The organism is Enterococcus sp. AZ163 (assembly GCF_050498925.1).
In the GTDB taxonomy this organism is placed as follows: Bacteria; Bacillota; Bacilli; order Lactobacillales; family Enterococcaceae; genus Enterococcus_A; species Enterococcus_A ferrettii.
In genome coordinates, this window is the sequence record NZ_JBIPAO010000001.1 from 2,236,090 (window position 1) to 2,255,112 (window position 19,023).

Annotated in this window: 26 protein-coding genes; 23 read left to right on the top strand and 3 right to left on the bottom strand. The window is 38.7% G+C overall.

The features are described from left to right. Nucleotides 1–28 precede the first annotated feature (28 nt). The 11 genes from IGI46_RS10550 to IGI46_RS10600 all read left to right on the top strand — a co-directional run bounded on the left by IGI46_RS10550 (nucleotide 29) and on the right by IGI46_RS10600 (nucleotide 5,183). Complete coding sequence (locus IGI46_RS10550; RefSeq protein ID WP_207703400.1) at nucleotides 29–394, top strand: GntR family transcriptional regulator; 366 nt, start codon at nucleotides 29–31, stop codon at nucleotides 392–394. Next, complete coding sequence (locus IGI46_RS10555) at nucleotides 391–1,086, top strand: ATP-binding cassette domain-containing protein (protein ID WP_429963149.1); 696 nt, start codon at nucleotides 391–393, stop codon at nucleotides 1,084–1,086. Before IGI46_RS10550 ends, IGI46_RS10555 begins: the two co-directional genes overlap by 4 nt. Further along, nucleotides 1,083–1,436, top strand: a complete 354-nt coding sequence (locus IGI46_RS10560) for a hypothetical protein (RefSeq protein ID WP_207703402.1) — start codon at nucleotides 1,083–1,085, stop codon at nucleotides 1,434–1,436. Before IGI46_RS10555 ends, IGI46_RS10560 begins: the two co-directional genes overlap by 4 nt. An 89-nt stretch (nucleotides 1,437–1,525) precedes the next feature. Next, entirely contained in the window at nucleotides 1,526–1,747 is a 222-nt protein-coding gene (locus IGI46_RS10565) for a hypothetical protein (RefSeq protein ID WP_429973418.1), read from the top strand. 41 nt (nucleotides 1,748–1,788) lie between these two features. Further along, complete coding sequence (locus tag IGI46_RS10570; protein WP_207703404.1) at nucleotides 1,789–2,823, top strand: glycosyltransferase; 1,035 nt, start codon at nucleotides 1,789–1,791, stop codon at nucleotides 2,821–2,823. 206 nt (nucleotides 2,824–3,029) lie between these two features. After that, complete coding sequence (gene rpsN, locus IGI46_RS10575; RefSeq protein WP_207703405.1) at nucleotides 3,030–3,299, top strand: 30S ribosomal protein S14; 270 nt, start codon at nucleotides 3,030–3,032, stop codon at nucleotides 3,297–3,299. A 14-nt stretch (nucleotides 3,300–3,313) separates the two neighbouring features. Beyond that, nucleotides 3,314–3,481 carry a 50S ribosomal protein L32 gene (gene rpmF, locus IGI46_RS10580; protein ID WP_207703406.1) on the top strand — a complete coding sequence of 56 codons (168 nt, stop codon included), beginning with the start codon at nucleotides 3,314–3,316 and terminating at the stop codon, nucleotides 3,479–3,481. Between the two features lie 12 nt (nucleotides 3,482–3,493). Further along, on the top strand, nucleotides 3,494–3,871 hold the full coding sequence (locus IGI46_RS10585) for a hypothetical protein (RefSeq protein WP_207703407.1): 378 nt from the start codon (nucleotides 3,494–3,496) through the stop codon (nucleotides 3,869–3,871). A gap of 13 nt (nucleotides 3,872–3,884) precedes the next feature. Then, entirely contained in the window at nucleotides 3,885–4,034 is a 150-nt protein-coding gene (rpmG, locus tag IGI46_RS10590) for a 50S ribosomal protein L33 (protein ID WP_207703408.1), read from the top strand. 21 nt (nucleotides 4,035–4,055) lie between these two features. Continuing rightward, a complete protein-coding gene (locus tag IGI46_RS10595; RefSeq protein WP_207703409.1) occupies nucleotides 4,056–5,045 on the top strand; it encodes a CobW family GTP-binding protein in 990 nt (329 codons plus the stop codon). Between the two features lie 21 nt (nucleotides 5,046–5,066). Then, nucleotides 5,067–5,183, top strand: coding sequence for a putative metal homeostasis protein (locus IGI46_RS10600; protein WP_207703410.1), 117 nt, complete (start codon nucleotides 5,067–5,069; stop codon nucleotides 5,181–5,183). Between the two features lie 58 nt (nucleotides 5,184–5,241). On the opposite strand, the gene IGI46_RS10605 is transcribed toward IGI46_RS10600, so the two are convergent. Further along, nucleotides 5,242–5,733, bottom strand: coding sequence for a flavodoxin family protein (locus IGI46_RS10605; RefSeq protein WP_207703411.1), 492 nt, complete (start codon nucleotides 5,731–5,733; stop codon nucleotides 5,242–5,244). A gap of 191 nt (nucleotides 5,734–5,924) precedes the next feature. Further along, nucleotides 5,925–6,683 (bottom strand): hypothetical protein, encoded by a 759-nt coding sequence (locus tag IGI46_RS10610; protein ID WP_207703412.1) that lies wholly within the window; start codon nucleotides 6,681–6,683, stop codon nucleotides 5,925–5,927. A 390-nt stretch (nucleotides 6,684–7,073) separates the two neighbouring features. Here IGI46_RS10610 and IGI46_RS10615 point away from each other — a divergent pair, with 390 nt between their 5' ends. Continuing rightward, on the top strand, nucleotides 7,074–8,177 hold the full coding sequence (locus IGI46_RS10615; RefSeq protein WP_207703413.1) for an alpha-hydroxy-acid oxidizing protein: 1,104 nt from the start codon (nucleotides 7,074–7,076) through the stop codon (nucleotides 8,175–8,177). Between the two features lie 59 nt (nucleotides 8,178–8,236). On the opposite strand, the gene rnhC is transcribed toward IGI46_RS10615, so the two are convergent. After that, entirely contained in the window at nucleotides 8,237–9,154 is a 918-nt protein-coding gene (gene rnhC / locus IGI46_RS10620) for a ribonuclease HIII (RefSeq protein WP_429963150.1), read from the bottom strand. Nucleotides 9,155–9,275: 121 nt separating this feature from the next. Here rnhC and zapA point away from each other — a divergent pair, with 121 nt between their 5' ends. The 11 genes from zapA (at nucleotide 9,276) to IGI46_RS10675 (ending at nucleotide 19,007) form a co-directional block, all read left to right on the top strand. Next, nucleotides 9,276–9,710, top strand: coding sequence for a cell division protein ZapA (zapA, locus tag IGI46_RS10625; protein WP_010755934.1), 435 nt, complete (start codon nucleotides 9,276–9,278; stop codon nucleotides 9,708–9,710). 8 nt (nucleotides 9,711–9,718) lie between these two features. Beyond that, nucleotides 9,719–10,273, top strand: coding sequence for a CvpA family protein (locus IGI46_RS10630; protein WP_207703414.1), 555 nt, complete (start codon nucleotides 9,719–9,721; stop codon nucleotides 10,271–10,273). A 52-nt stretch (nucleotides 10,274–10,325) separates the two neighbouring features. Then, nucleotides 10,326–12,686, top strand: coding sequence for an endonuclease MutS2 (locus tag IGI46_RS10635; RefSeq protein WP_429973419.1), 2,361 nt, complete (start codon nucleotides 10,326–10,328; stop codon nucleotides 12,684–12,686). Nucleotides 12,687–12,766: 80 nt separating this feature from the next. Continuing rightward, nucleotides 12,767–13,081, top strand: coding sequence for a thioredoxin (gene trxA / locus IGI46_RS10640; RefSeq protein WP_207703416.1), 315 nt, complete (start codon nucleotides 12,767–12,769; stop codon nucleotides 13,079–13,081). Nucleotides 13,082–13,149: 68 nt separating this feature from the next. Next, nucleotides 13,150–14,934: an excinuclease ABC subunit UvrC gene (uvrC, locus tag IGI46_RS10645; protein WP_429963152.1), complete on the top strand. Its 1,785-nt coding sequence runs from the start codon at nucleotides 13,150–13,152 to the stop codon at nucleotides 14,932–14,934. 78 nt (nucleotides 14,935–15,012) lie between these two features. After that, complete coding sequence (locus IGI46_RS10650) at nucleotides 15,013–15,219, top strand: helix-turn-helix transcriptional regulator (RefSeq protein WP_429963153.1); 207 nt, start codon at nucleotides 15,013–15,015, stop codon at nucleotides 15,217–15,219. After that, on the top strand, nucleotides 15,216–15,467 hold the full coding sequence (locus IGI46_RS10655) for a hypothetical protein (protein ID WP_429963154.1): 252 nt from the start codon (nucleotides 15,216–15,218) through the stop codon (nucleotides 15,465–15,467). The genes IGI46_RS10650 and IGI46_RS10655 overlap by 4 nt, the downstream gene beginning before the upstream one ends. 17 nt (nucleotides 15,468–15,484) lie before the next feature. Then, the gene (locus IGI46_RS10660) at nucleotides 15,485–15,949 is read left to right on the top strand and encodes a DUF6442 family protein (protein ID WP_429963155.1); all 465 of its coding nucleotides are present in this window, start codon (nucleotides 15,485–15,487) and stop codon (nucleotides 15,947–15,949) included. A gap of 27 nt (nucleotides 15,950–15,976) precedes the next feature. Then, nucleotides 15,977–16,876 carry an ABC transporter ATP-binding protein gene (locus IGI46_RS10665; protein ID WP_429963156.1) on the top strand — a complete coding sequence of 300 codons (900 nt, stop codon included), beginning with the start codon at nucleotides 15,977–15,979 and terminating at the stop codon, nucleotides 16,874–16,876. Continuing rightward, nucleotides 16,869–18,125, top strand: coding sequence for an ABC transporter permease (locus IGI46_RS10670; protein WP_429963157.1), 1,257 nt, complete (start codon nucleotides 16,869–16,871; stop codon nucleotides 18,123–18,125). The genes IGI46_RS10665 and IGI46_RS10670 overlap by 8 nt, the downstream gene beginning before the upstream one ends. Before the next feature lie 60 nt (nucleotides 18,126–18,185). After that, nucleotides 18,186–19,007, top strand: coding sequence for an aldo/keto reductase (locus tag IGI46_RS10675; protein ID WP_429963158.1), 822 nt, complete (start codon nucleotides 18,186–18,188; stop codon nucleotides 19,005–19,007). The last annotated feature ends 16 nt before the right edge of the window (nucleotides 19,008–19,023 follow it).

Below are 19,023 nucleotides of genomic sequence, written 5' to 3' on the forward strand. Positions count from 1 at the left end.
TGTATTAGTACACTATTGGAGGCATCAGATGAACTTCGCGGAAGATCGACCAATCTATTTGCAAATTATGGATGAAATCATCCAACAAATTATTGCTGGCAAGCTTAAACCAGGTGAAAAAATATCAGCAGTCCGAGAAATGGCGGTCCAATTATCAACGAATCCCAATACTGTCCAACGCTCGCTGCAGGAGCTGGAACGGATGAATATTCTTTACTCGGAACGAGGCAAAGGACGGTTCGTAACTTCAAATCAAACAGTTTTGGAAAATTTAAATCAAGAGAAGGTTGCTCAAGTGATGAACGATTATTTGAGTAATATGAAGCATTTGGGGTTTTCCACAACAGAAGCCTTAGAAAAACTGCAGCACTTTATTGAGGAGGATCAGGAATGAGTTTTATAGAAGTAAAAAACGTACATTATAGAAAAAACAGTCATGAAATATTTTCTGATTTGAATTTTTCATTAGGGAAAGGCAGGATCGTAGCCCTGTTAGGTGAGAATGGCTCAGGAAAAACGACCATCATGCGACTTCTTTCGGGGTTGGCGCTTAATTGGAAAGGCCAGATGAGTATTGATGGAACAATTATCGGAGATGAAACTAAATCCAAGGTGTCCTATATTGTTAATTTAAATGATTTTCCTAAGGACTTTACCATTAGCAAGGTTTTAGATTTTTATCGACGTTTTTATGCAGATTATTCCTCAGAACGAGCTGAAGAATTATTGAACTTCATGGAAATAAACCCTCAATCTAAATTAAAAACTCTATCCCGTGGTCAATTGGAGAAAGCGGCTTTAGTCGCTACCTTAGCTAGAAAGACTGAAATCTATCTTTTGGACGAACCTCTGAGTGGGATTGATTTGTTGACTAGAGAGAAAATAATTCAATCCTTAATTCGTTGGTTTGATGAAAAAAGTTTGATTTTACTTACCACGCATCAAATGACTGAAATCGAAAATATTGTTGATGAAGTGATGATTTTGAAAAATCGCCAGATTATCCAGCATCAAGATATGGAACTACTTCGGGAAACTAGAGGAATTGGTTTGGAAAATCTTTATCGGGAGGCGTTAACACAATGAAATGGCTAGCACTTTTAAATGACCATAATACCAGAAAGCTTTACTTATTAAGTACGGTGCTGAGTCTCTTCTACACCTGCTTAAGTATCTACTTTTACTTAGCAAAAGATATCCATACTCCTGGCGTGTTGCCTTTAGTGGCCGGATTGCTGACGTGGGGATTCATAATTGGCGATACAACACGCTTTGGTAACTTTTTTTCGAAAAGAACAGTTCGCTTACTGCCTCTAAGGATCAGTCAGCTGTATTTAATAAATATTTTATTGTCTCTTTGTAATTTCGTGTTTTTTACTCTAATTAACGGTGTAATTTGCAGCCTAGCTCATTTAGTGATTTATCTCATAGTCTAAATGTTCCTAACTTTGACTTTATGCACTTGGGAGATTTATGGAATAGCTTAAGTTTATTAGGTTTTTATATTCTTTTGCAATTTTTTATCTTGTCAACTCAAGCAATCTGGCAGCGTTGGTCCTCTAAGATTTCTAAAGCATGGGTGCCGTTGCTATTCGTGGTTTTAGTACTGGCTTTCTTGTACATTCAAGAGTTGTTTCAAGGAGTCTTGACGACGATTCCATTTGCCCTGTATCTGACTATTTTAGTTGCTATAGCAATCGCAGCTTCATTGGTGATCGTCAACAAGTATATTGAAGAAACAGACTGATTACCGAGTAAATAAATTTAGCATAAGAAGGAGGGATCAGGTTGAAAGTTTTGCTCTATTTTGAAGGCAAAAAAGTTTTAGCAAAATCTGGTATTGGTCGAGCGTTAGAGCATCAAATGGAGGCTCTTTCTACTGTAGGCATTGAATACACGTTAGATCCTGCCAGCACAGATTATGACATCCTTCATATCAATACTTATGGTCCCAACAGCCAACGCATGATTGCTAAGGCGCGGCGATTGGGGAAAAAGGTAATTTATCATGCACATTCTACTGAGGAGGATTTTCGGAATTCGTTTGTTGGTTCAAATCAATTGGCTCCTTTATTTAGAAATTATCTGGTCCGTCTTTATTCGAAGGCTGATTGCTTGATTACACCGACTGACTATTCTAAAGAGCTCTTAGAAAATTATGGTCTCAAAATGCCAATTAAAGTTGTTTCTAACGGAATCAAAATGAAGAATTATCAGCCGAATAGTGAGAAGGAACAAAAATTTCGTCAGTACTTCGACTTAAAACCGGGCGAAAAAGTGATCATTTGTGTGGGATTGTATTTCAAACGGAAAGGCATCTATGACTTTGTAGAAATTGCTCGACAAATGCCGGAATACAAATTTATCTGGTTCGGATATGTTCCATTGTACAGCATACCTAAAGAAATCCGAAAAATAGTGAAAACCAACCATCCTAGCAATGTACTTTTTCCTGGATATATCAAGGGAGATATTATTCAAGGCGCTTATTCTGCAGCTGATTTGTTCTTTTTTCCTTCCTATGAAGAGACTGAGGGAATTGTAGTATTAGAAGCTTTAGCTAGTAAGCAGAATGTTTTAGTTCGAGATATTCCCGTATATAAAGAGTGGCTGGAAAGCGGTAAGAATTGTTTTATGGAAGTCGATAACAAGAGTTTCAAAAGGAAAATTAAGCAAATTGTTGGAAATCAAGCACCAGATGTAACCAGAAATGGCTATCAGACAGCTAAAAAGAGAAGTATCGAGTCCATTGGCAAGGAATTACTGGCTGTTTATCAGTCCGTACTGAATTATTCAAGCGATTTGGCAACAAGTGAGAATTGATAAGGATAGCATGGCTGCACCCAGAGCGAGAATAGGTGCAGTTTTTTTAGTGATTTTTTGGTTAACAAATGCTTTTTCATTCATCTGAACAAAATTTCATGTTATTTTTCCTTGACACATTTTCTAACTAGTGGTAAATTCATTTTATCAAATCGTAAACATTACGTTTTGTCTGCCGTAAATAGTAATGCTGAAAGGAAGATTAAATGGCTAAAAAATCAAAAATTGCGAAAGCTCGCAAACAGCGAGAATTGATCGATCGTTATGCTGAGATTCGCCGAGAATTAAAGGCCGCTGGTGATTACCAGGCTTTAGCAAAGTTACCAAAGGATTCCAACCCTAATCGTTATAAAAATCGTGATTTAGTCGATGGCAGACCTAGAGCTTATATGAGCAAATTTGGAATGTCACGGATTAATTTTAGAAGACTAGCACATCAAGGAAAGATTCCTGGTGTCAAAAAAGCTAGTTGGTAATAGGAGGAATTGGAATGGCAGTACCAGCAAGAAGAACATCTAAGACGAAGAAGAAATTAAGACGAACCCATCAAAAGGTTTCTCGACCTGAAATATCTTTTGACGAAGCTATGGGTGAATATCGCCGAAGTCATCATGTTTCGTTGAAGGGGTACTACAAAGGGAAGAAAGTAATCGATTAGGAGCTGATCGTGATGGAAATAATCTACCCGCCGTTAGTTGAAGAAGGATTCAGCTATTTACTGGGACAAAAACAGGAAGTTGGCAGCAAGGCTGAATTTTATCGATCGATGGTGAAAAAAAGGATGATTTCAGAAACAGGGGAACCGACTGATTATGCAATTGAACAAGGCTGGATCAAGGTTTTTGATGAAGCAGAAGGTCTCAGCCTTGAAAATTTTTTAAAACTCTATCCAGTATTTCAACGGTATGATCTTAATCAGTTTCAGCAAATTAATGGTTTCTGGGAAATTCCTCTTAGTCTGAAGCAACAGATTTTACAACAGTTGTCAGAGGAAATCTTTAATTATGATGAAGAACTTCAGCTCAAAGAATACTTAACAGATCGATAAAAAGGAGAAAGATATGAGACAAACTATTATTTTGGAATGTGTAGAGACTGGAGAACGCTTGTATCTGACTAGCAAAAATAAACGCAATACTCCCGAACGACTGGAGCTGAAAAAGTACTCTCCTAAACTACGGCGTAAGGCGATTTTTCGAGAAACAAAATAGTTTAGAGTGGGAGGAAGCAAGATGGGTATTCCAATCACCATTATTTCTGGTTTTTTAGGTTCAGGGAAAACGACCTTGATCAATCAGGTATTAAAAGGCACTAATCTGGCTTCTGAAGAGATAGTAATTATCGAAAATGAGTTTGGTGAGACTGGGATTGATCACGAACTGCTGCTGCATTCCCAAGAACGAATTTTTCAAATGAATGGTGGCTGCATCTGCTGCAGTTTGCGAACGGATTTGATTAATGCCTTGTCAGCTGTTCTCGAGGTGTTTGTTGATCAAGGTTATCCGATTAAACAGATTATCATTGAAACCAGTGGCATTTCTGATCCTCAACCAATCATGCAAACGATTGTGGCAACGCCGGGGATCTGCTCCCATTTCTATTTGGACAGTGTAATTACAGTGGTCGATAGTGATCAATTCGAACGAAATTTTCTCTATCCAGAGGCACTTAAGCAGCTAGCAATTGCTGATCGGATCTTCATTTCGGAAAAATCAGAAACCGATGCTTCAAAAATCCCTAAAGTTGTTCAGGAAATAGAAACGATGAATCCACTAACTGATTTTCATACGTTTTCTCTGTCAATGAAGGAGTCGCTGCTTGCTGCACAGGTTTTAGGAATTGCTCGTTTTCATCAACAGTTGCAATCAGATAAGACGGAGGAGCACGCACACCATGCTCACAAGGAACACCATCATCAGGAGTTGAGGCATAATTTTGAAGCCTTGAAATTACAAGGGCAGGCCGAAATTCCTGAAAAACTTTTAGTAAGGTGGATTGATTGGTTGCTACTGAATAATCCTGATAATATCTTTCGAATTAAAGGATTTGTACAATTAGCTGAAAACGATTATTTGACGGAGATTCAAGGAGTGAATCAGGTGATTCAGTTTAATCCGACAAATCGCAAGGCTAAAGATAAGGTGAATGAAATAGTTATAATTGGAAAAAACTTGGATCAGAAGACTATTGGCAAAGCATTCAATAAGATTCAACGGATATAGTTTGAAAGGAGGCCTATTTTTATGGAAAAATCAGATGTATCTAGTGCATACCGACGTTTAAGAAGTCCCAATATTAAAACGCGCAAAAGGGCGTTAAAAATTATTAAGGAAGCAAAACGCAATCAAACAAAAAAATAAAAGTAAATGAGATCAAAATGCTAGCTAGGTATTCTGATCTCATTTTTTTGTTGGCTAACTAAAATAATTCCAGCGCTTTATCAGCAAATCGTTGCCCGAAAGTTTTAAACAATTCTTTGGATTCTTCAAAATGGTTTCCAACAGCATCTAGTGCAACGGGTCCATGGTGAATAAAGGGTTTGCCTAACGCTGAGCCACCTGAATAGACCAGCATTCCTTTAGTCACCAAAATTCCCACTAAGGACATGATAGCTGAATCGCTGCCGCCTTGGGCATAATGAGCAGTGGCAAAACAACCACCTAGCTTTCCACCTAGCTTAATGGTACGGTCTTTAGTCAGCCATTCAATGACCCGCCAATGGGAGGTTGCTACATAAGTTGGAGTACCGAAGATGATACCTGCACACTCATTTAAATAGTTTTCATCCAACTGTTCGTTAAGTGAAAATAAACGAACTTCCACATCTTTAGATTGTATTCCTTCCGCAATACATTCAGCCATTTCATGCGTATGACCGCCATGTGTATAGTAAATTATTCCCAGTTTCATTTTGTCTCCTTTGCAATCTTTTTCTTCACTATAAATTCATCTAATAGAATTGGCAAGTTCTTTTACAGCTAATGCTTGACTAATATAGAAGAAAACACAAAAAAACCGCATGAGACTGTTAAATTCTCATGCGGTCCGCTATAGGGAATTTACTTTTTAGTTAAAGCAAAAATAGCGACATTAATTAAAATTTATTTTGCTTCTTTTTCTACCATCTTGTAAAGGTCTTCTCTGTGACCCATAGTTGCTAAAGCAGAAAGTTCTTTAGAAGCGGTGTGATCAAAGCCTTTACCTTTAGTATCGGTAATTTCCCATACACCTGATGAGAATGGAGTTTCATGGTCACCAGAAGACATATTTTCGATAGTTACTACATACATATCATTTTCCATAGTAACAGTTGCTTTCATAAATTCGCTAGTGTCTGCATATTTCAAATCACCATCATCAGCAGTTACTGCTTCAGAAGTTGTTTCATTTGGAGCAGCGAACAAGCCCATTTTATCAGTGATATCTACAGAGCTGTTCCCATCAAACATTGATTTAGAAAGAGCAATACCATCTTCAGATTCAGGTGCAAAATACCAACCTTTATCACCAGAAGCAGCATGCATAAATGCTAGGTGAAGGTATTCATCGCCATCTTTAGCAGGAACTTCAAATTTTACTTTTTCGCCAGGCTTAGTAGCACCCATTACTTTACCATCAGAGCTATCATAACTGCCGACGATTTGTCCTACGCTGGACATGCCCATACTCTCATTGCCACTGTTCATTGACCCGCTTGTTGAATCACTTGTTTCTGAACTGCTCATGCTTGAACTAGACATGCTCGAGCTACTCATACTTGAACTGCTCTGACTATTATCGGTGCTTCCTGAACCACACGCACCTAATATTAAGGTTAATGTAGCTACTGTGAATCCTCCAATTAATGCTTTCTTCAACATACTTCATCCATCTCCTCGTCGTTTTTTCATTACACCATTGATGATATGCTCAATAAAGAGGATAGATAATTAATCAGATTATGAAATACTCTGTTATTTCTAAGAGTAAAAGTTGTTCGTTCTCATTTTATTTTTTTGCGAATACTACGAAAGTGCTAAAAGAGTTGTTTTAGCTCCACCTGATTAATGAGAAAAATGAATTGAATTGTGAAATAAATAAGATTATGCGAGAATTGTATTTTTTCTGGTTTAATACTTTCTTAAACTTAAGCAGTTTTATAGATGATTTCGATTACTTTTTGTCAATAATTACTGAAACAGATTAGTTGTTTAGGATTACAAGAAAGAGTAGGATGGCTTTGTAAGCGTTATAGTGAAAGGATGATTAAAATGACAATAAATTATCAGACAAGTAATGCTGAGGGGCCAATCGACTTTATCAACACTCATGATTTAGAAGAACAGGCAAAAGAAGTAATTCCCAAAGGTGGATATGGCTACATAAGTAGTGGTGCAGGTGATATTTTTACTTATCGTGAAAATGAGAGGGCTTTTGAACATCAGTTGATAATCCCTCATGTGTTGAAGGATATAGAGTTGCCAACAACGGAAGTTACCTTTATGGATGAAAAGCTGCGGGCGCCCATCATTATGGCACCAATCGCTGCCCATGGTTTGGCTAACATGCAAGGAGAAGAAGCAACTGCAAAAGGGGTAGCTGATTATGGCTCAATTTTCTCAATCAGTTCGTACGCCTCTCGCACGATTGAACAAATTCGGCAAGCTGCCGGTCCCGAAGCCTGTCAGTGGTTCCAACTGTATATGAGCAAGGATGATGGCGTCAATATCGACATATTATCTAAAGCTAAGGAAAGTGGAGCAAAAGCGATTATCTTAACTGCTGATGCAACAGTTGGTGGTAACCGAGAAACGGATAAACGAAATGGCTTTACTTTCCCGTTGCCAATGCCAATCGTACGAGCATACCAATCAGGTGTCGGTCAAACGATGGATGCTGTTTATGGTTCATCTAAGCAAAAGCTTAGTCCAAAAGACGTGACCTTTATTGCGAAAAATTCTTCGCTGCCAGTCTTTGTAAAAGGAATCCAGTCAGAAGAGGATGTTGAGCGGGCATTAGATGCGGGTGCTAATGGTATATGGGTATCCAATCATGGTGGTCGACAGTTAGATGGCGGCCCTGCAACTTTTGATTCCTTGCAGTATGTGTCAAAAGCGGTGAACAAACGTGTACCGATTATTTTCGACAGTGGGGTCCGCCGTGGTCAGCATGTCTTTAAAGCCATCGCCTCTGGCGCAGATCTGGTGGCAATTGGACGACCAGCAATATATGGTCTCGCTTTAGGTGGTGCAACTGGCGTTCAGCAAGTTTTTGAATTTTTCCAAAGAGAACTGGAAATGGTTATGCAATTAGCAGGAGCTCAAACAATCTCTGATATTACTCAAACGAAATTAAGAAGAAACTATTACATGTAAGACAGTATAAAAGAGTATCAAAAGACTATTTAGTGTCTTTGATGCTCTTTTTTCTTCTATTATTTTAATAAATTTTGCGCTTTTTCTGTATTGGCAAAATGCAGTTTCGCATAGTTTGTCAACAATTCGCTGCCACCTCGTTTAAGTAAAATAGCTGCGGCCTGATCAGAGGGTTTCCCCGCACCTGAGGGAATCACGATTCCTACCTCTTCAGATGCTTCATCCAGTCCTTCTAGGAACCTAGCTCGACTAATAATGGAGGCAGCTGCTACAGCCAAATGATAGTGTTCACCCTTAGTTATAAAGTAGATTTGCTCGTCTATTTGGCGTTTCTCGCCTTTTACGTGCTTTTTATAGTTCGCTGGTGGAGTAAATTGATCAATTAGAATAGCATCCGGTTTTTGAGGAAATATTTGCTCTAATAACAAGGCGATTGCTTGATTGTGCAGAGCGACCTTCATCCGAACCGCGTTGTATTTAGGTTGGATCTCGTTGTATTTTTTAGGCATTAGAACCAATAATTTATAAGGAATCAAATCCTTTATTTTTACGGCCATTTCACGGATTTGCAAATCAGTCAGCATCTTGGAGTCTTTTACACCGAGATGCCTTAACTCAGGTAATTTTTCTCTATCTGCGGAGGCAGCACAGACACATAAAGGACCGAAATAGCTGCCATTCCCCACTTCATCACTACCAATAACTGATAATTGAGCAAAACCATCAGGTAGTGTGGCAGTTGAAGAACCTGCTGCTTTTCGAGTTGAGCTTTCAATAGTTCCCCATTTACTAGCCTCAACATTAGCGTTATTTCCCTGAAAGGTTACTGTACCAGAAGTATAAGCGGTAATGCTAATTCCGTTTTTTTTAGCCGTGAATTCAGTATAAGGGATGTTTTTTTTAGTCAGATCATTGCAGTAGTATTCTTCGAGCTCTAACAACTTACTTCTCGATAATTTCAATACATTTAAGCGCATAAAGTTTTCTCTTTTCTTTAATTTCGCAGACTTTTCTTTGATGAAAGTTGTAAAAACGCCCTCTTATAGCATATAATAAACTAGTGTTTTTTCGACAATATTGCGAGGAGGGAAAATCCGCATGGCTCAAAATAGATACAAAGCAACCGTAGCTGGACAGACATATACTATCATTGGTCAGGAATCCAAGCAACACATGGACATGGTTTTAGCATTGGTAAATGAACAGTTGAATGAAATAAAAAACTTGTCACCGGAGATTACAGCGGAGAAGGCTGCGATCTTATTAGCAATCAATGCGGTATCCGATCAAGTCAAGAAGCAAGAGGAACTGCTGCAGCTAAAGAAGCATCAGGCTGATTTGAAGCGCCGGGCTGCTCGGTCAGTGGAGCTTGAAAATAAAATAAAAAAGATCGAAGCGATTGAAGCAGAAGCAAAGTCAATTATGCAAAAAAATGGACAGAATAATGCGCAAATCCGCAATCATGTAGAAGCGCAACAAGTTGTAAACGAAAATCGCAAGCGTGAAATTCAAAAACGTGCTGCTAATAAGTGAGGAAAACCATGCTAACGCTATTTATCTTAATTGTTTTTATTCTTTCTTTTTATACCGGTTACCGTAGAGGAACAGCGTATCAACTATTTTTCACAGTAGGATACGTGCTTTCATTTATCGCGGCTTTGGTATTCTACAAGGGAGTGGGAGAGAAACTGGAATTATTCGTTCCCTATCCTTCGGTTACCAGCGAGTCCAATATGGTTTACTATTCTATCGAACAGGGATTTAATCTAGATCAAGCCTTTTATGCCGGCTTTGCCTTTGTGATGATCCTGTTTATCGGCTGGCTGATTACACATTTGTTCTCGATCTTTTGCCGAAACTTGTTGTATCAAGTGTTGATGCCGCAATATGATGGAATAGTTGCTGGAGTGGTTTCGTTAGTGCTAGCCTATGTTGCTGTCTTTCTTCTGCTGAAGCTGGCAAGCTTCGTACCGATGGCATTGGTCCAAAATGCTATTTCGGGAAGTTTTCTTGCACGTTTTATCATTGATTATTCGCTATTTTTAAGTGGTGCCTTTGATAATTTGTGGGTAACGAGAATTATTGGACAAATTTAAAAACCGGAACTTTAGGGTTTCGGTTTATTTCTTATTGTAGAAGGTGAATGCAATGAATGAACGAATTCTAACAACCTTAGGATTTGATGATGTAAAAATGAAGGTTGCTCAGTACTTGGCAACCGCACAAGGAACTGATGAATTAAATCAGTTAGTGCCTTCTAGTGATAGTCATACCATTCGTGCCTGGTTGGAAGAATCAGAGGATGGAATGAAGGTACTGCGTCTGCGGGGTGGCCTGCCGGTCCCTAAACTGATGAACATCAGTCCTCATATGAAACGAATTGAAATTGGTGCAAATCTTAATGGCTTGGAATTGGCCGAGGTAGCACGAATACTATCAACAACTAGTGAAATGACGCGTTTTATTGAAGATTTACAAGATAGTGAATTGGATTTCGCTCGTTTATATTTCTGGGCGGATCAATTAGTGACCTTGCCGGAATTAAGTGGTCGTCTCCGACGTTCAGTTGAAGAAGATGGGCGGATTAGAGACGAAGCATCACCTGAATTACGGACGATTCGCAGTCAAATCCGTCGCAGTGAACAAAACATCCGAGAACAGTTGGATGGCTTGGTTCGTGGTAAGAATGCTAAATATCTAAGCGACGCAATTATTACAATGCGTAATGACCGCTATGTTATTCCGGTAAAACAAGAATACCGTGGAACCTTCGGCGGAGTAGTTCATGACCAAAGCGCTTCAGGTCAAACATTATTCATTGAACCCAAGCAAGTGGTAGAATTGAATAACCGTCTGCGTCAGCAGCAAATTTCTGAACGTACAGAGATTGAACGGATTTTATCTGAACTCTCTGCTGAACTAGTTCCTTATCGTCGTGAAATCATTCATAACGCCTATGTTTTAGGTCGTTTTGATTTGATGAATGCTAAGGCCCGCTTGGCCAAGGAGCTCAAGGCAGTCGTTCCAGAGCTTAGTGAAGAAAACCATGTATTCTTTAAACAAGCAAGACATCCATTATTGGATCCAAATACGGCAGTGGCGAATGACATCACGATCGGTAAAAACTATCAGGCAATCGTTATTACAGGTCCCAATACGGGTGGTAAGACAGTCACCTTGAAAACGTTAGGACTTTTGCAGCTAATGGGGCAAGCTGGGTTACCATTGCCAGTTGGCGAAGAAAGCCGGATGGGGATCTTCGAAGAGGTCTTTGCGGACATTGGTGATGAGCAGTCGATTGAACAAAGCTTATCTACTTTCTCTTCTCATATGACAACAATTGTTTCGATCTTGGAGAAGATTAATGAACGCAGTTTGGTTCTGTTCGATGAGTTGGGAGCTGGCACCGACCCTCAAGAAGGTGCTGCTTTGGCAATAGCGATATTGGATGCAGTCGGTGCTAAGTCGTCTTATGTAATGGCAACGACCCATTATCCTGAATTGAAAATTTACGGCTATAACCGTCCTAATACGATCAATGCCAGCATGGAATTCGATGTAGATACTTTAAGTCCAACCTATCGTTTACTGATTGGTGTTCCAGGCCGTAGTAATGCTTTTGAGATTTCTCGTCGTTTAGGTCTGGATGCAGGAATTATCGAAAGTGCTAAACAGATTATTGATGATGAAAGTCAAGACTTGAACGACATGATCGCTGATCTAGAAAATCAGCGTAAAATGACAGAAACGGAGTATCATGAAGTTCGCCATTATGTAGAGGAGTCTGAAATCTTGTACCGCGACTTGAAGAATGCCTACAGCTATTTCTTTGATGAACGTGAAAAGGAAATGGAAAAGGCTCGGAAACAGGCCAATGAATTGGTTCAACAAGCTCAAGAAGATGCTGAGAAGATTATCAAGGATATTCGGCAACTGCAGCTGTCTGGTCAGGGAAATGTAAAAGAACATCAGTTGATTGATGCTCGAACTCAGCTGGAGGATCTGAAACAAGATGAACAGTTGAAGAAAAATAAAGTTTTGCAAAAGGCGAAGGCCAAGAAGCAATTTAAAGAAGGCGACGAAGTATTAGTCGAAGCCTATGGCCAACGAGGAACTTTGTTAAAGAGAATGGGCAACAATGATTGGCAGGTACAGATCGGTATTTTGAAGATGACAATTTCTGAAGATGATATGACATTAACAACACCGATTGAGGAACCACAGCAAAGAGTTATAACAGGGGTTCAACGAGGAGCAGGCTCACGGGTGAAAACCGAATTGGATGTACGAGGCATGCGATATGAAGCTGCTCTGGCGGAAGTGGATCAATATATTGACGCTGCTTTATTAGCAAATTATGCACAAGTTCGAATTATCCATGGTAAAGGTACTGGCGCATTACGAAAAGGAATTACAGATTACTTAAAAAATCACCGCAATGTCAAAAGCTTTGAATTTGCGCCGGCCAGCGAAGGCGGAGATGGCGCAACGGTGGTAACTTTTAAGTAATGTTTACAACTGTAAGCAGAACAATAGCATAGGGGCAAATTGCATGCTATAATGTGAATACAAATTTGAGGAGGGATATCATGTCACAAGTAGTAACTGATACAACATTTAATGAAGAAACTGACAACGGCCTGGTCCTGATTGACTTTTGGGCAACTTGGTGTGGTCCTTGTCGGATGCAAGCACCAATTTTAGAACAATTAAGCGAAGAATATGATGAAGACCAATTAAAAATTGTAAAAATGGATGTTGACGAAAATCCAGAAACACCAGCATCATTTGGTATCATGAGCATCCCAACACTTGTGTTGAAAAAAGACGGTCAAGTGGTAGATAAAGTAATCGGTGTTCATACGAAAGATCAATTACAAGAATTAATTAGCGCTCATATGTAAGCAACGGAGCTGGGCATTATTGTCCAGCTTTTTGTCTGTTTTGAAACTATTTGGAAGGGAAACTTAGAATGAATGAACGAATAAAAAATAAGTTGGCCTTGCTTCCTGATCAACCAGGCTGTTACCTAATGAAGGACAAAAATGGGACAATCATCTACGTCGGCAAAGCGAAGGTTTTAAAAAACCGTGTACGTTCTTATTTTACAGGAAGTCACGACACCAAAACCGAACGACTGGTAAGTGAGATTGAAGACTTCGAATATATTGTTACCGAATCCAATATTGAAGCCCTGCTATTAGAAATCAACCTGATTAAGAAAAACGACCCCAAATATAATATTATGCTGAAGGATGATAAAACCTATCCTTTTATTAAGATTACCAATGAAAAATTCCCACGTTTATTGATTACTCGAAAGGTTTTGAAAGACAAAGCCTTGTATTTTGGACCTTATCCGGATGTTCGAGCAGCCAATGAAACGAAACGCTTATTGGACCGTTTGTTTCCATTGAGAAAATGCAAAGTTCTGCCTAAGGAAGTCTGCCTATACTATCATATGGGGCAATGCTTGGCACCTTGTGTATTTGATATTCCTCAAGTGCGTTATAAAATCATGGTAAATGAAATCAAGCGTTTTTTAAATGGTGGGCATATGGAAGTTCAAGAAGTTTTGGAAAAGAAAATGGCAGATGCCGCCGAAAATATGGAATTTGAAAAAGCCGCGGAATACCGAGATCAAATTAAAGCGATTGAAACCGTTATGACTAAGCAGAAGATGACCAATGCTGATTTGGTGGATCGCGATATATTTGGCTATGCTACTGATAAGGGCTGGATGTGTGTACAGGTTTTCTTTGTACGGCAAGGAAAACTGATTGAACGAGATGTCTCGATGTTTCCATTTTACAATCAGGCTGAAGAGGATTTCTTGACCTATATTGGACAGTTTTACCAAGAAAATGAACACTTTATCCCTAAGGAAGTTCTAATTCCTGATGCTATTGATAAGTCAAGTGTGGAAGCAATGCTGAAAACCAAGGTTTTACAGCCTCAACGAGGCGAGAAAAAGAAATTGGTAAAGCTAGCGGATAAGAATGCGCATGTAGCCTTAAATGAGAAGTTTAATTTAATTGAACGAAACGAAGCTCGAACAATCGGTGCTGTCGAACGCTTAGGCAATGCCATGAATATTCCCGAACCGATTCGAATTGAAGCCTTCGACAATTCCAATATCATGGGGACCGATCCGGTTTCTGCTATGGTAGTATTTATTGATGGGAAACCAGCTAAGAAAGAATATCGCAAGTATAAAATCAAAACAGTCAAGGGACCGGATGATTATGCTTCAATGCGAGAGGTTATTTACCGTCGTTATTCTCGAGTTCTGAAAGAAAATCTGCCGTTTCCTGATTTAATCGTTATTGATGGTGGAAAGGGGCAAGTAGATGCTGCAAGGGACGTTTTAGATAATCAGTTAGGCTTGGACATTCCGATTGCTGGATTGGCAAAAGATGACAAGCACAAAACCAGCGAGCTGCTGTTTGGACCGGATTTATCACGTATTCCGTTAGAACGGAATTCTCAGGAATTTTTCCTGCTGCAGCGTATTCAGGATGAAGTCCACCGTTTTGCGATTACCTTTCATCGACAGTTGCGCAGCAAAAATAGTTTTGCTTCTAAACTGGATAAAATTGAAGGATTAGGTCCTAAGCGAAAGAAACTGCTGTTGAAAGAATTTAAGTCACTTAAAAATATTCAAGCAGCCTCGGTAGAAGAACTGCAAGGTATTGGTATACCAAAAAATGTAGCTGAAAATGTTTATCAACAATTACATGAAGAAAAAAATGTATAGCACGCTTTACACGACATGTAAAGCGTGCTATATTTTTGTTAATGAATGTAAAGGGAACTATACATTGGAGGGGATCATTTGCAAAATCGAATTCAGCAATTGCGTAAAGCACATAAAATGACCCAAAGTGAACTAGCTGATCATCTCGAGGTAACTCGCCAAACGATTATTTCCTTGGAAAGTGGACGGTATAATGCTTCCTTGCTCTTAGCTCATAAAATCGCGCAATTTTTCGAGTCAACGATCGAAGAAATTTTCATTTTTGATGAGGAGGATGAAGAATGAGTAAGGTACCAAAAGTAAACCAACAAAATGCGAGCCATTTGCAAAGTAAAAATCATCGTTGTTTACAAGTAATTTTTTTCATATTTTTTTGTACGATGTTTTACTATAGCGCAACTAATTGGTTAGGATTAACAATTAATCGTAACTTCATAGATTTCTTTTCTGGCCTGTTTAGTTCACTAACGTTGGTTTTAGTAGTCTATATCGTTAGAAACCAATTTATTATGAAGCGGTATTTGAATCAGTAGATAAGGAGAATAAATAGATGGAAACTTTATCCAAAGCAGATAAGCAATACATGAATCGTTTACGCCAAAAAAATTTTTGGTATCTAGCAGCTATTGTTTTTGTTATTCTGTGTACACTATTTTTATATGTCGGTACCAATTGGCTGGAGATCAAAGTAAGTGGCCATACGGTTGATTTTTTGACTGGTATGTTTAGTTCACTGACGTTGATTCTCGTTTTGTATATTATGAAAAATCGACGAACGATGAACGATCCAAAGCTTTTGCGTAAACAGCGGATTGTAGTCATGGATGAACGAAATCAAGAGATTATCAACCAAGCATATCGATTAGGAACCTATACTTTAATCGTGAGTATTATCATTCTGAGTGTCGTTGGAAGCTTTGTACATCCGCTTATGACGCAGATAGCAGTTAGTTTGCTGTTTCTTTTCTTTGCAGCGTATTTAATTGCCTATCTGTATTATCGAAAAAAAAGTTAATTAAAAGAAAATTAGAGGAGTGAAGAAATGTTAACCGTAAGTAATTTAAGTAAGAGCTTTGGAAACTATAAAGCTCTTGAGGACTTATCTTTCACGATTGAAGATGGGAAAATTTTGGGGCTAATTGGTCAAAATGGAGCAGGAAAAACGACAACTTTCCGTCTGATTTTGGATTTCTTAACAAATGATACCGGGACCGTGCTATGGAATGGACAGCCAATTAAAGAAAAAGATTACGATATTATTGGGTATTTACCTGAAGAACGGGGACTGTATCCCAAAGTCACAATCGAAGAACAGTTATTATTCTTTGCCTCACTACGTGGTAAAAGCCGGAAAGAAATCGCACCAAAAATCGACGAATGGATGGAAAAATTTCAAGTAAAAGGGAAAAAGTCCGATAAAGTAAAATCGTTGTCGAAAGGAAATCAGCAAAAGGTTCAGTTGATTGCTACCTTAATTCATGAGCCAAAGCTGGTTATCTTAGATGAACCATTTAGTGGACTCGATCCAGTTAATGCTGAGTTGTTGAAAAATGGTATTCTAGAATTAAAGAAAAAAGGTTCTTGTGTCATTTTTTCTAGTCACAACATGGATAATGTTGAGAAAATATGTGACCATCTAATTATGTTGCGGGACGGGAGAACGGTGCTAAATGGTAAAGTTAGTGACATCCGCGCTTCGTTCGGACGGACGAAGCTCTATCTGTCCTCACCATTAACAGAAGAACAGCTAAGTAGCTTTGATGGAATCAGAGATATTCATCAACGCGAAGATGGTAGCTTCGACTTAACTTTGGCTAATCCGACAGTTGGCGAAAAAATATTTACATTGGCAACTAAAGATGGTTATATCCCGATGTTTAATCAGCAACCACCTACTCTGGAAGAGATTTTCAAATGGAAAGCAGGTGAACCAAATGAGTAAATTAGGAATTATCGTCAAAGACGTGTATAAGAAAAATGTGAAGTCAGCCGCCTTTGTTATTATGATTTTGGCACCTTTTCTTGTGATGGGCATTTTCTTTTTGGCCCAATATTTCTTTGGCGATATGACAGATATCAATAAGATTGGCGTGGTAGCCAATCAACCAGCAGTGGCTCAGCAATTTGAACAAGGTGATTCTGGGGAGTATACATTTTCTTCAATTGATAACGAAAAAGAAGCACAAAAACAATTGGAAGACGAGAAAATTGATGCCTATTTACAGCTGGATTTAAATGATGGAAATGTTTCTGGAAAATTGTATAGTACTTCGTCACTAGGGTCCTCTACTGAACTGGGAATTCAACAAGTCTTGAATCAAATCCAATCAGGTGTACGAGCTTCGAATCTTTCTCTAACAACTGAACAGGTACAAAAAGTGGTAGAACCCGCTAAGTTTAAAGCTGCTAAAGTTAGCTTTGAGAACGGTCAGATGAAGAATGATGAAGGGGATGCAGGTGTTCAAATGATTTTGAGCTTCCTGACAACAATTATCATGTTTGTCTTTATTATGACCTACTCATCGATTATTTCGCAGGAAATTGCTTCTGAAAAGGGAACTCGTATCATGGAAGTGTTGCTTTCGAGTATGAAAGCCAAGACGCATTATTACGGAAAGCTGTTAGGTATTTTACTTGTTGCGTTTACTCAATTAGCTATATACGGGATAGCATTAGTTGTAGCGTATCAGCAATTTAAAAATACTCCCATGGTCGAGTCTTTCTTGAGTAATGTATCTATCAAAAGTTTATTAGGTAAAAATATTCTTGTGATTGTCGGTTTTATGCTTGTGGGCATATTTATTTATGCTGTATTGTCCGCACTATGCGGATCATTAGTGAATAAAGCTGAAGATACAGCAAAAGCAATTCAGCCAGTTATGTACTTGTCTATGATTGGCTATATACTTGGATTGGTTTTGGGAGCTGCAAGTCCAAATAATATAATTATTAAAATTGCTTCCTATATTCCATTCATTTCTTCTTATTGCATGCCATTAAGATTAGCAACGAATACTGTTCAATTTTCTGGAGCTATAGTGTCGCTAGGAATTTTGTTAGTGACTACCGTTGTATTAACATTATTCTCAGCCCAATTGTATAAATCGAATGTCTTGGTCTACAGTGAAGGTGGGACCTTCAGCGCCTTGAAGCAATCCCTGTCAATTATGCGTAATGAACGTCGAAAATAATAAACAAAATAGTTGACCTATGAGCTAAACAGTTCCAGAATGAGAAGAGAAAGAGGAGGAATGAACATGGATAAAATGAAGCAACTTGCTAACGGTACTGAAATGCCTCGTTTAGGTTTAGGTGTGTGGCGTGTAGAAGATAATGTAGCAACTGATGCTGTAAAATGGGCAATTGAAGCTGGGTACCATTTGATCGATACAGCCGCTATTTATAAAAATGAAGTAGGCGTTGGTAAAGGAATTAAAGAATCTGGTGTTGACCGCAAAGACTTATTCATTACTACTAAGCTTTGGAACAGCGATCAAGGCTATGAATCGGCTCACCAAGCTTTCAATGACAGCTTAGAACGCTTGGGCTTAGACTATGTTGATTTGTATTTGATCCACTGGCCAGTTGAAGGCAAGTTCAGCGATTCTTGGCGGGCGATGGAAGAAATTTATGAGAGTGGCCGGGCAAAAGCTATCGGTGTTTCTAATTTCCATCAACACCATATTGAGGAATTAATGAAAACTGCCAAGATCAAACCAATGGTTGACCAGATTGAATTGCATCCAACCTTAACACAAGTTCCTCTTCGGAAATACTTAGCACAAGAGGGTATTGCGATTGAAGCATGGTCACCACTAGGACAAGGAAAAATTTTAGAAAATGAAACCCTTGTATCAATTGGTAAAAAACACGACAAATCAGCGGCACAAGTAATTATCCGCTGGCATTTGCAAAATGATATTGTTGTTATTCCAAAATCGGTTCATGAAGATCGCATTCAACAAAACTTCAATGTTTTTGATTTCGAACTAACTGATGAAGAAATGAAACAAATTGATGAAATGAACATTGATGAACGTCTCGGTGGAGATCCAGACAATTTTGATTTTTAAATCGCAATTAAGGCTG

Bases quoted from the DNA above. Each gene is read 5' to 3' on its own strand.
- rpmG (WP_207703408.1), top strand. From the start codon at position 3,885: ATGAGACAAACTATTATTTTGGAATGTGTAGAGACTGGAGAACGCTTG.
- uvrC (WP_429963152.1), top strand. From the start codon at position 13,150: ATGAATGAACGAATAAAAAATAAGTTGGCCTTGCTTCCTGATCAACCA.
- IGI46_RS10550 (WP_207703400.1), top strand. From the start codon at position 29: ATGAACTTCGCGGAAGATCGACCAATCTATTTGCAAATTATGGATGAA.
- IGI46_RS10585 (WP_207703407.1), top strand. From the start codon at position 3,494: ATGGAAATAATCTACCCGCCGTTAGTTGAAGAAGGATTCAGCTATTTA.
- IGI46_RS10675 (WP_429963158.1), top strand. From the start codon at position 18,186: ATGAACATGGATAAAATGAAGCAACTTGCTAACGGTACTGAAATGCCT.
- IGI46_RS10635 (WP_429973419.1), top strand. From the start codon at position 10,326: ATGAATGAACGAATTCTAACAACCTTAGGATTTGATGATGTAAAAATG.
- IGI46_RS10615 (WP_207703413.1), top strand. From the start codon at position 7,074: ATGACAATAAATTATCAGACAAGTAATGCTGAGGGGCCAATCGACTTT.
- IGI46_RS10560 (WP_207703402.1), top strand. From the start codon at position 1,083: ATGAAATGGCTAGCACTTTTAAATGACCATAATACCAGAAAGCTTTAC.
- zapA (WP_010755934.1), top strand. From the start codon at position 9,276: ATGGCTCAAAATAGATACAAAGCAACCGTAGCTGGACAGACATATACT.
- IGI46_RS10605 (WP_207703411.1), bottom strand. From the start codon at position 5,733: ATGAAACTGGGAATAATTTACTATACACATGGCGGTCATACGCATGAA.
- trxA (WP_207703416.1), top strand. From the start codon at position 12,767: ATGTCACAAGTAGTAACTGATACAACATTTAATGAAGAAACTGACAAC.
- IGI46_RS10670 (WP_429963157.1), top strand. From the start codon at position 16,869: ATGAGTAAATTAGGAATTATCGTCAAAGACGTGTATAAGAAAAATGTG.
- IGI46_RS10555 (WP_429963149.1), top strand. From the start codon at position 391: ATGAGTTTTATAGAAGTAAAAAACGTACATTATAGAAAAAACAGTCAT.
- IGI46_RS10665 (WP_429963156.1), top strand. From the start codon at position 15,977: ATGTTAACCGTAAGTAATTTAAGTAAGAGCTTTGGAAACTATAAAGCT.
- IGI46_RS10610 (WP_207703412.1), bottom strand. From the start codon at position 6,683: ATGTTGAAGAAAGCATTAATTGGAGGATTCACAGTAGCTACATTAACC.
- IGI46_RS10600 (WP_207703410.1), top strand. From the start codon at position 5,067: ATGGAAAAATCAGATGTATCTAGTGCATACCGACGTTTAAGAAGTCCC.
- rpsN (WP_207703405.1), top strand. From the start codon at position 3,030: ATGGCTAAAAAATCAAAAATTGCGAAAGCTCGCAAACAGCGAGAATTG.
- rpmF (WP_207703406.1), top strand. From the start codon at position 3,314: ATGGCAGTACCAGCAAGAAGAACATCTAAGACGAAGAAGAAATTAAGA.
- IGI46_RS10630 (WP_207703414.1), top strand. From the start codon at position 9,719: ATGCTAACGCTATTTATCTTAATTGTTTTTATTCTTTCTTTTTATACC.
- rnhC (WP_429963150.1), bottom strand. From the start codon at position 9,154: ATGCGCTTAAATGTATTGAAATTATCGAGAAGTAAGTTGTTAGAGCTC.
- IGI46_RS10595 (WP_207703409.1), top strand. From the start codon at position 4,056: ATGGGTATTCCAATCACCATTATTTCTGGTTTTTTAGGTTCAGGGAAA.
- IGI46_RS10660 (WP_429963155.1), top strand. From the start codon at position 15,485: ATGGAAACTTTATCCAAAGCAGATAAGCAATACATGAATCGTTTACGC.
- IGI46_RS10655 (WP_429963154.1), top strand. From the start codon at position 15,216: ATGAGTAAGGTACCAAAAGTAAACCAACAAAATGCGAGCCATTTGCAA.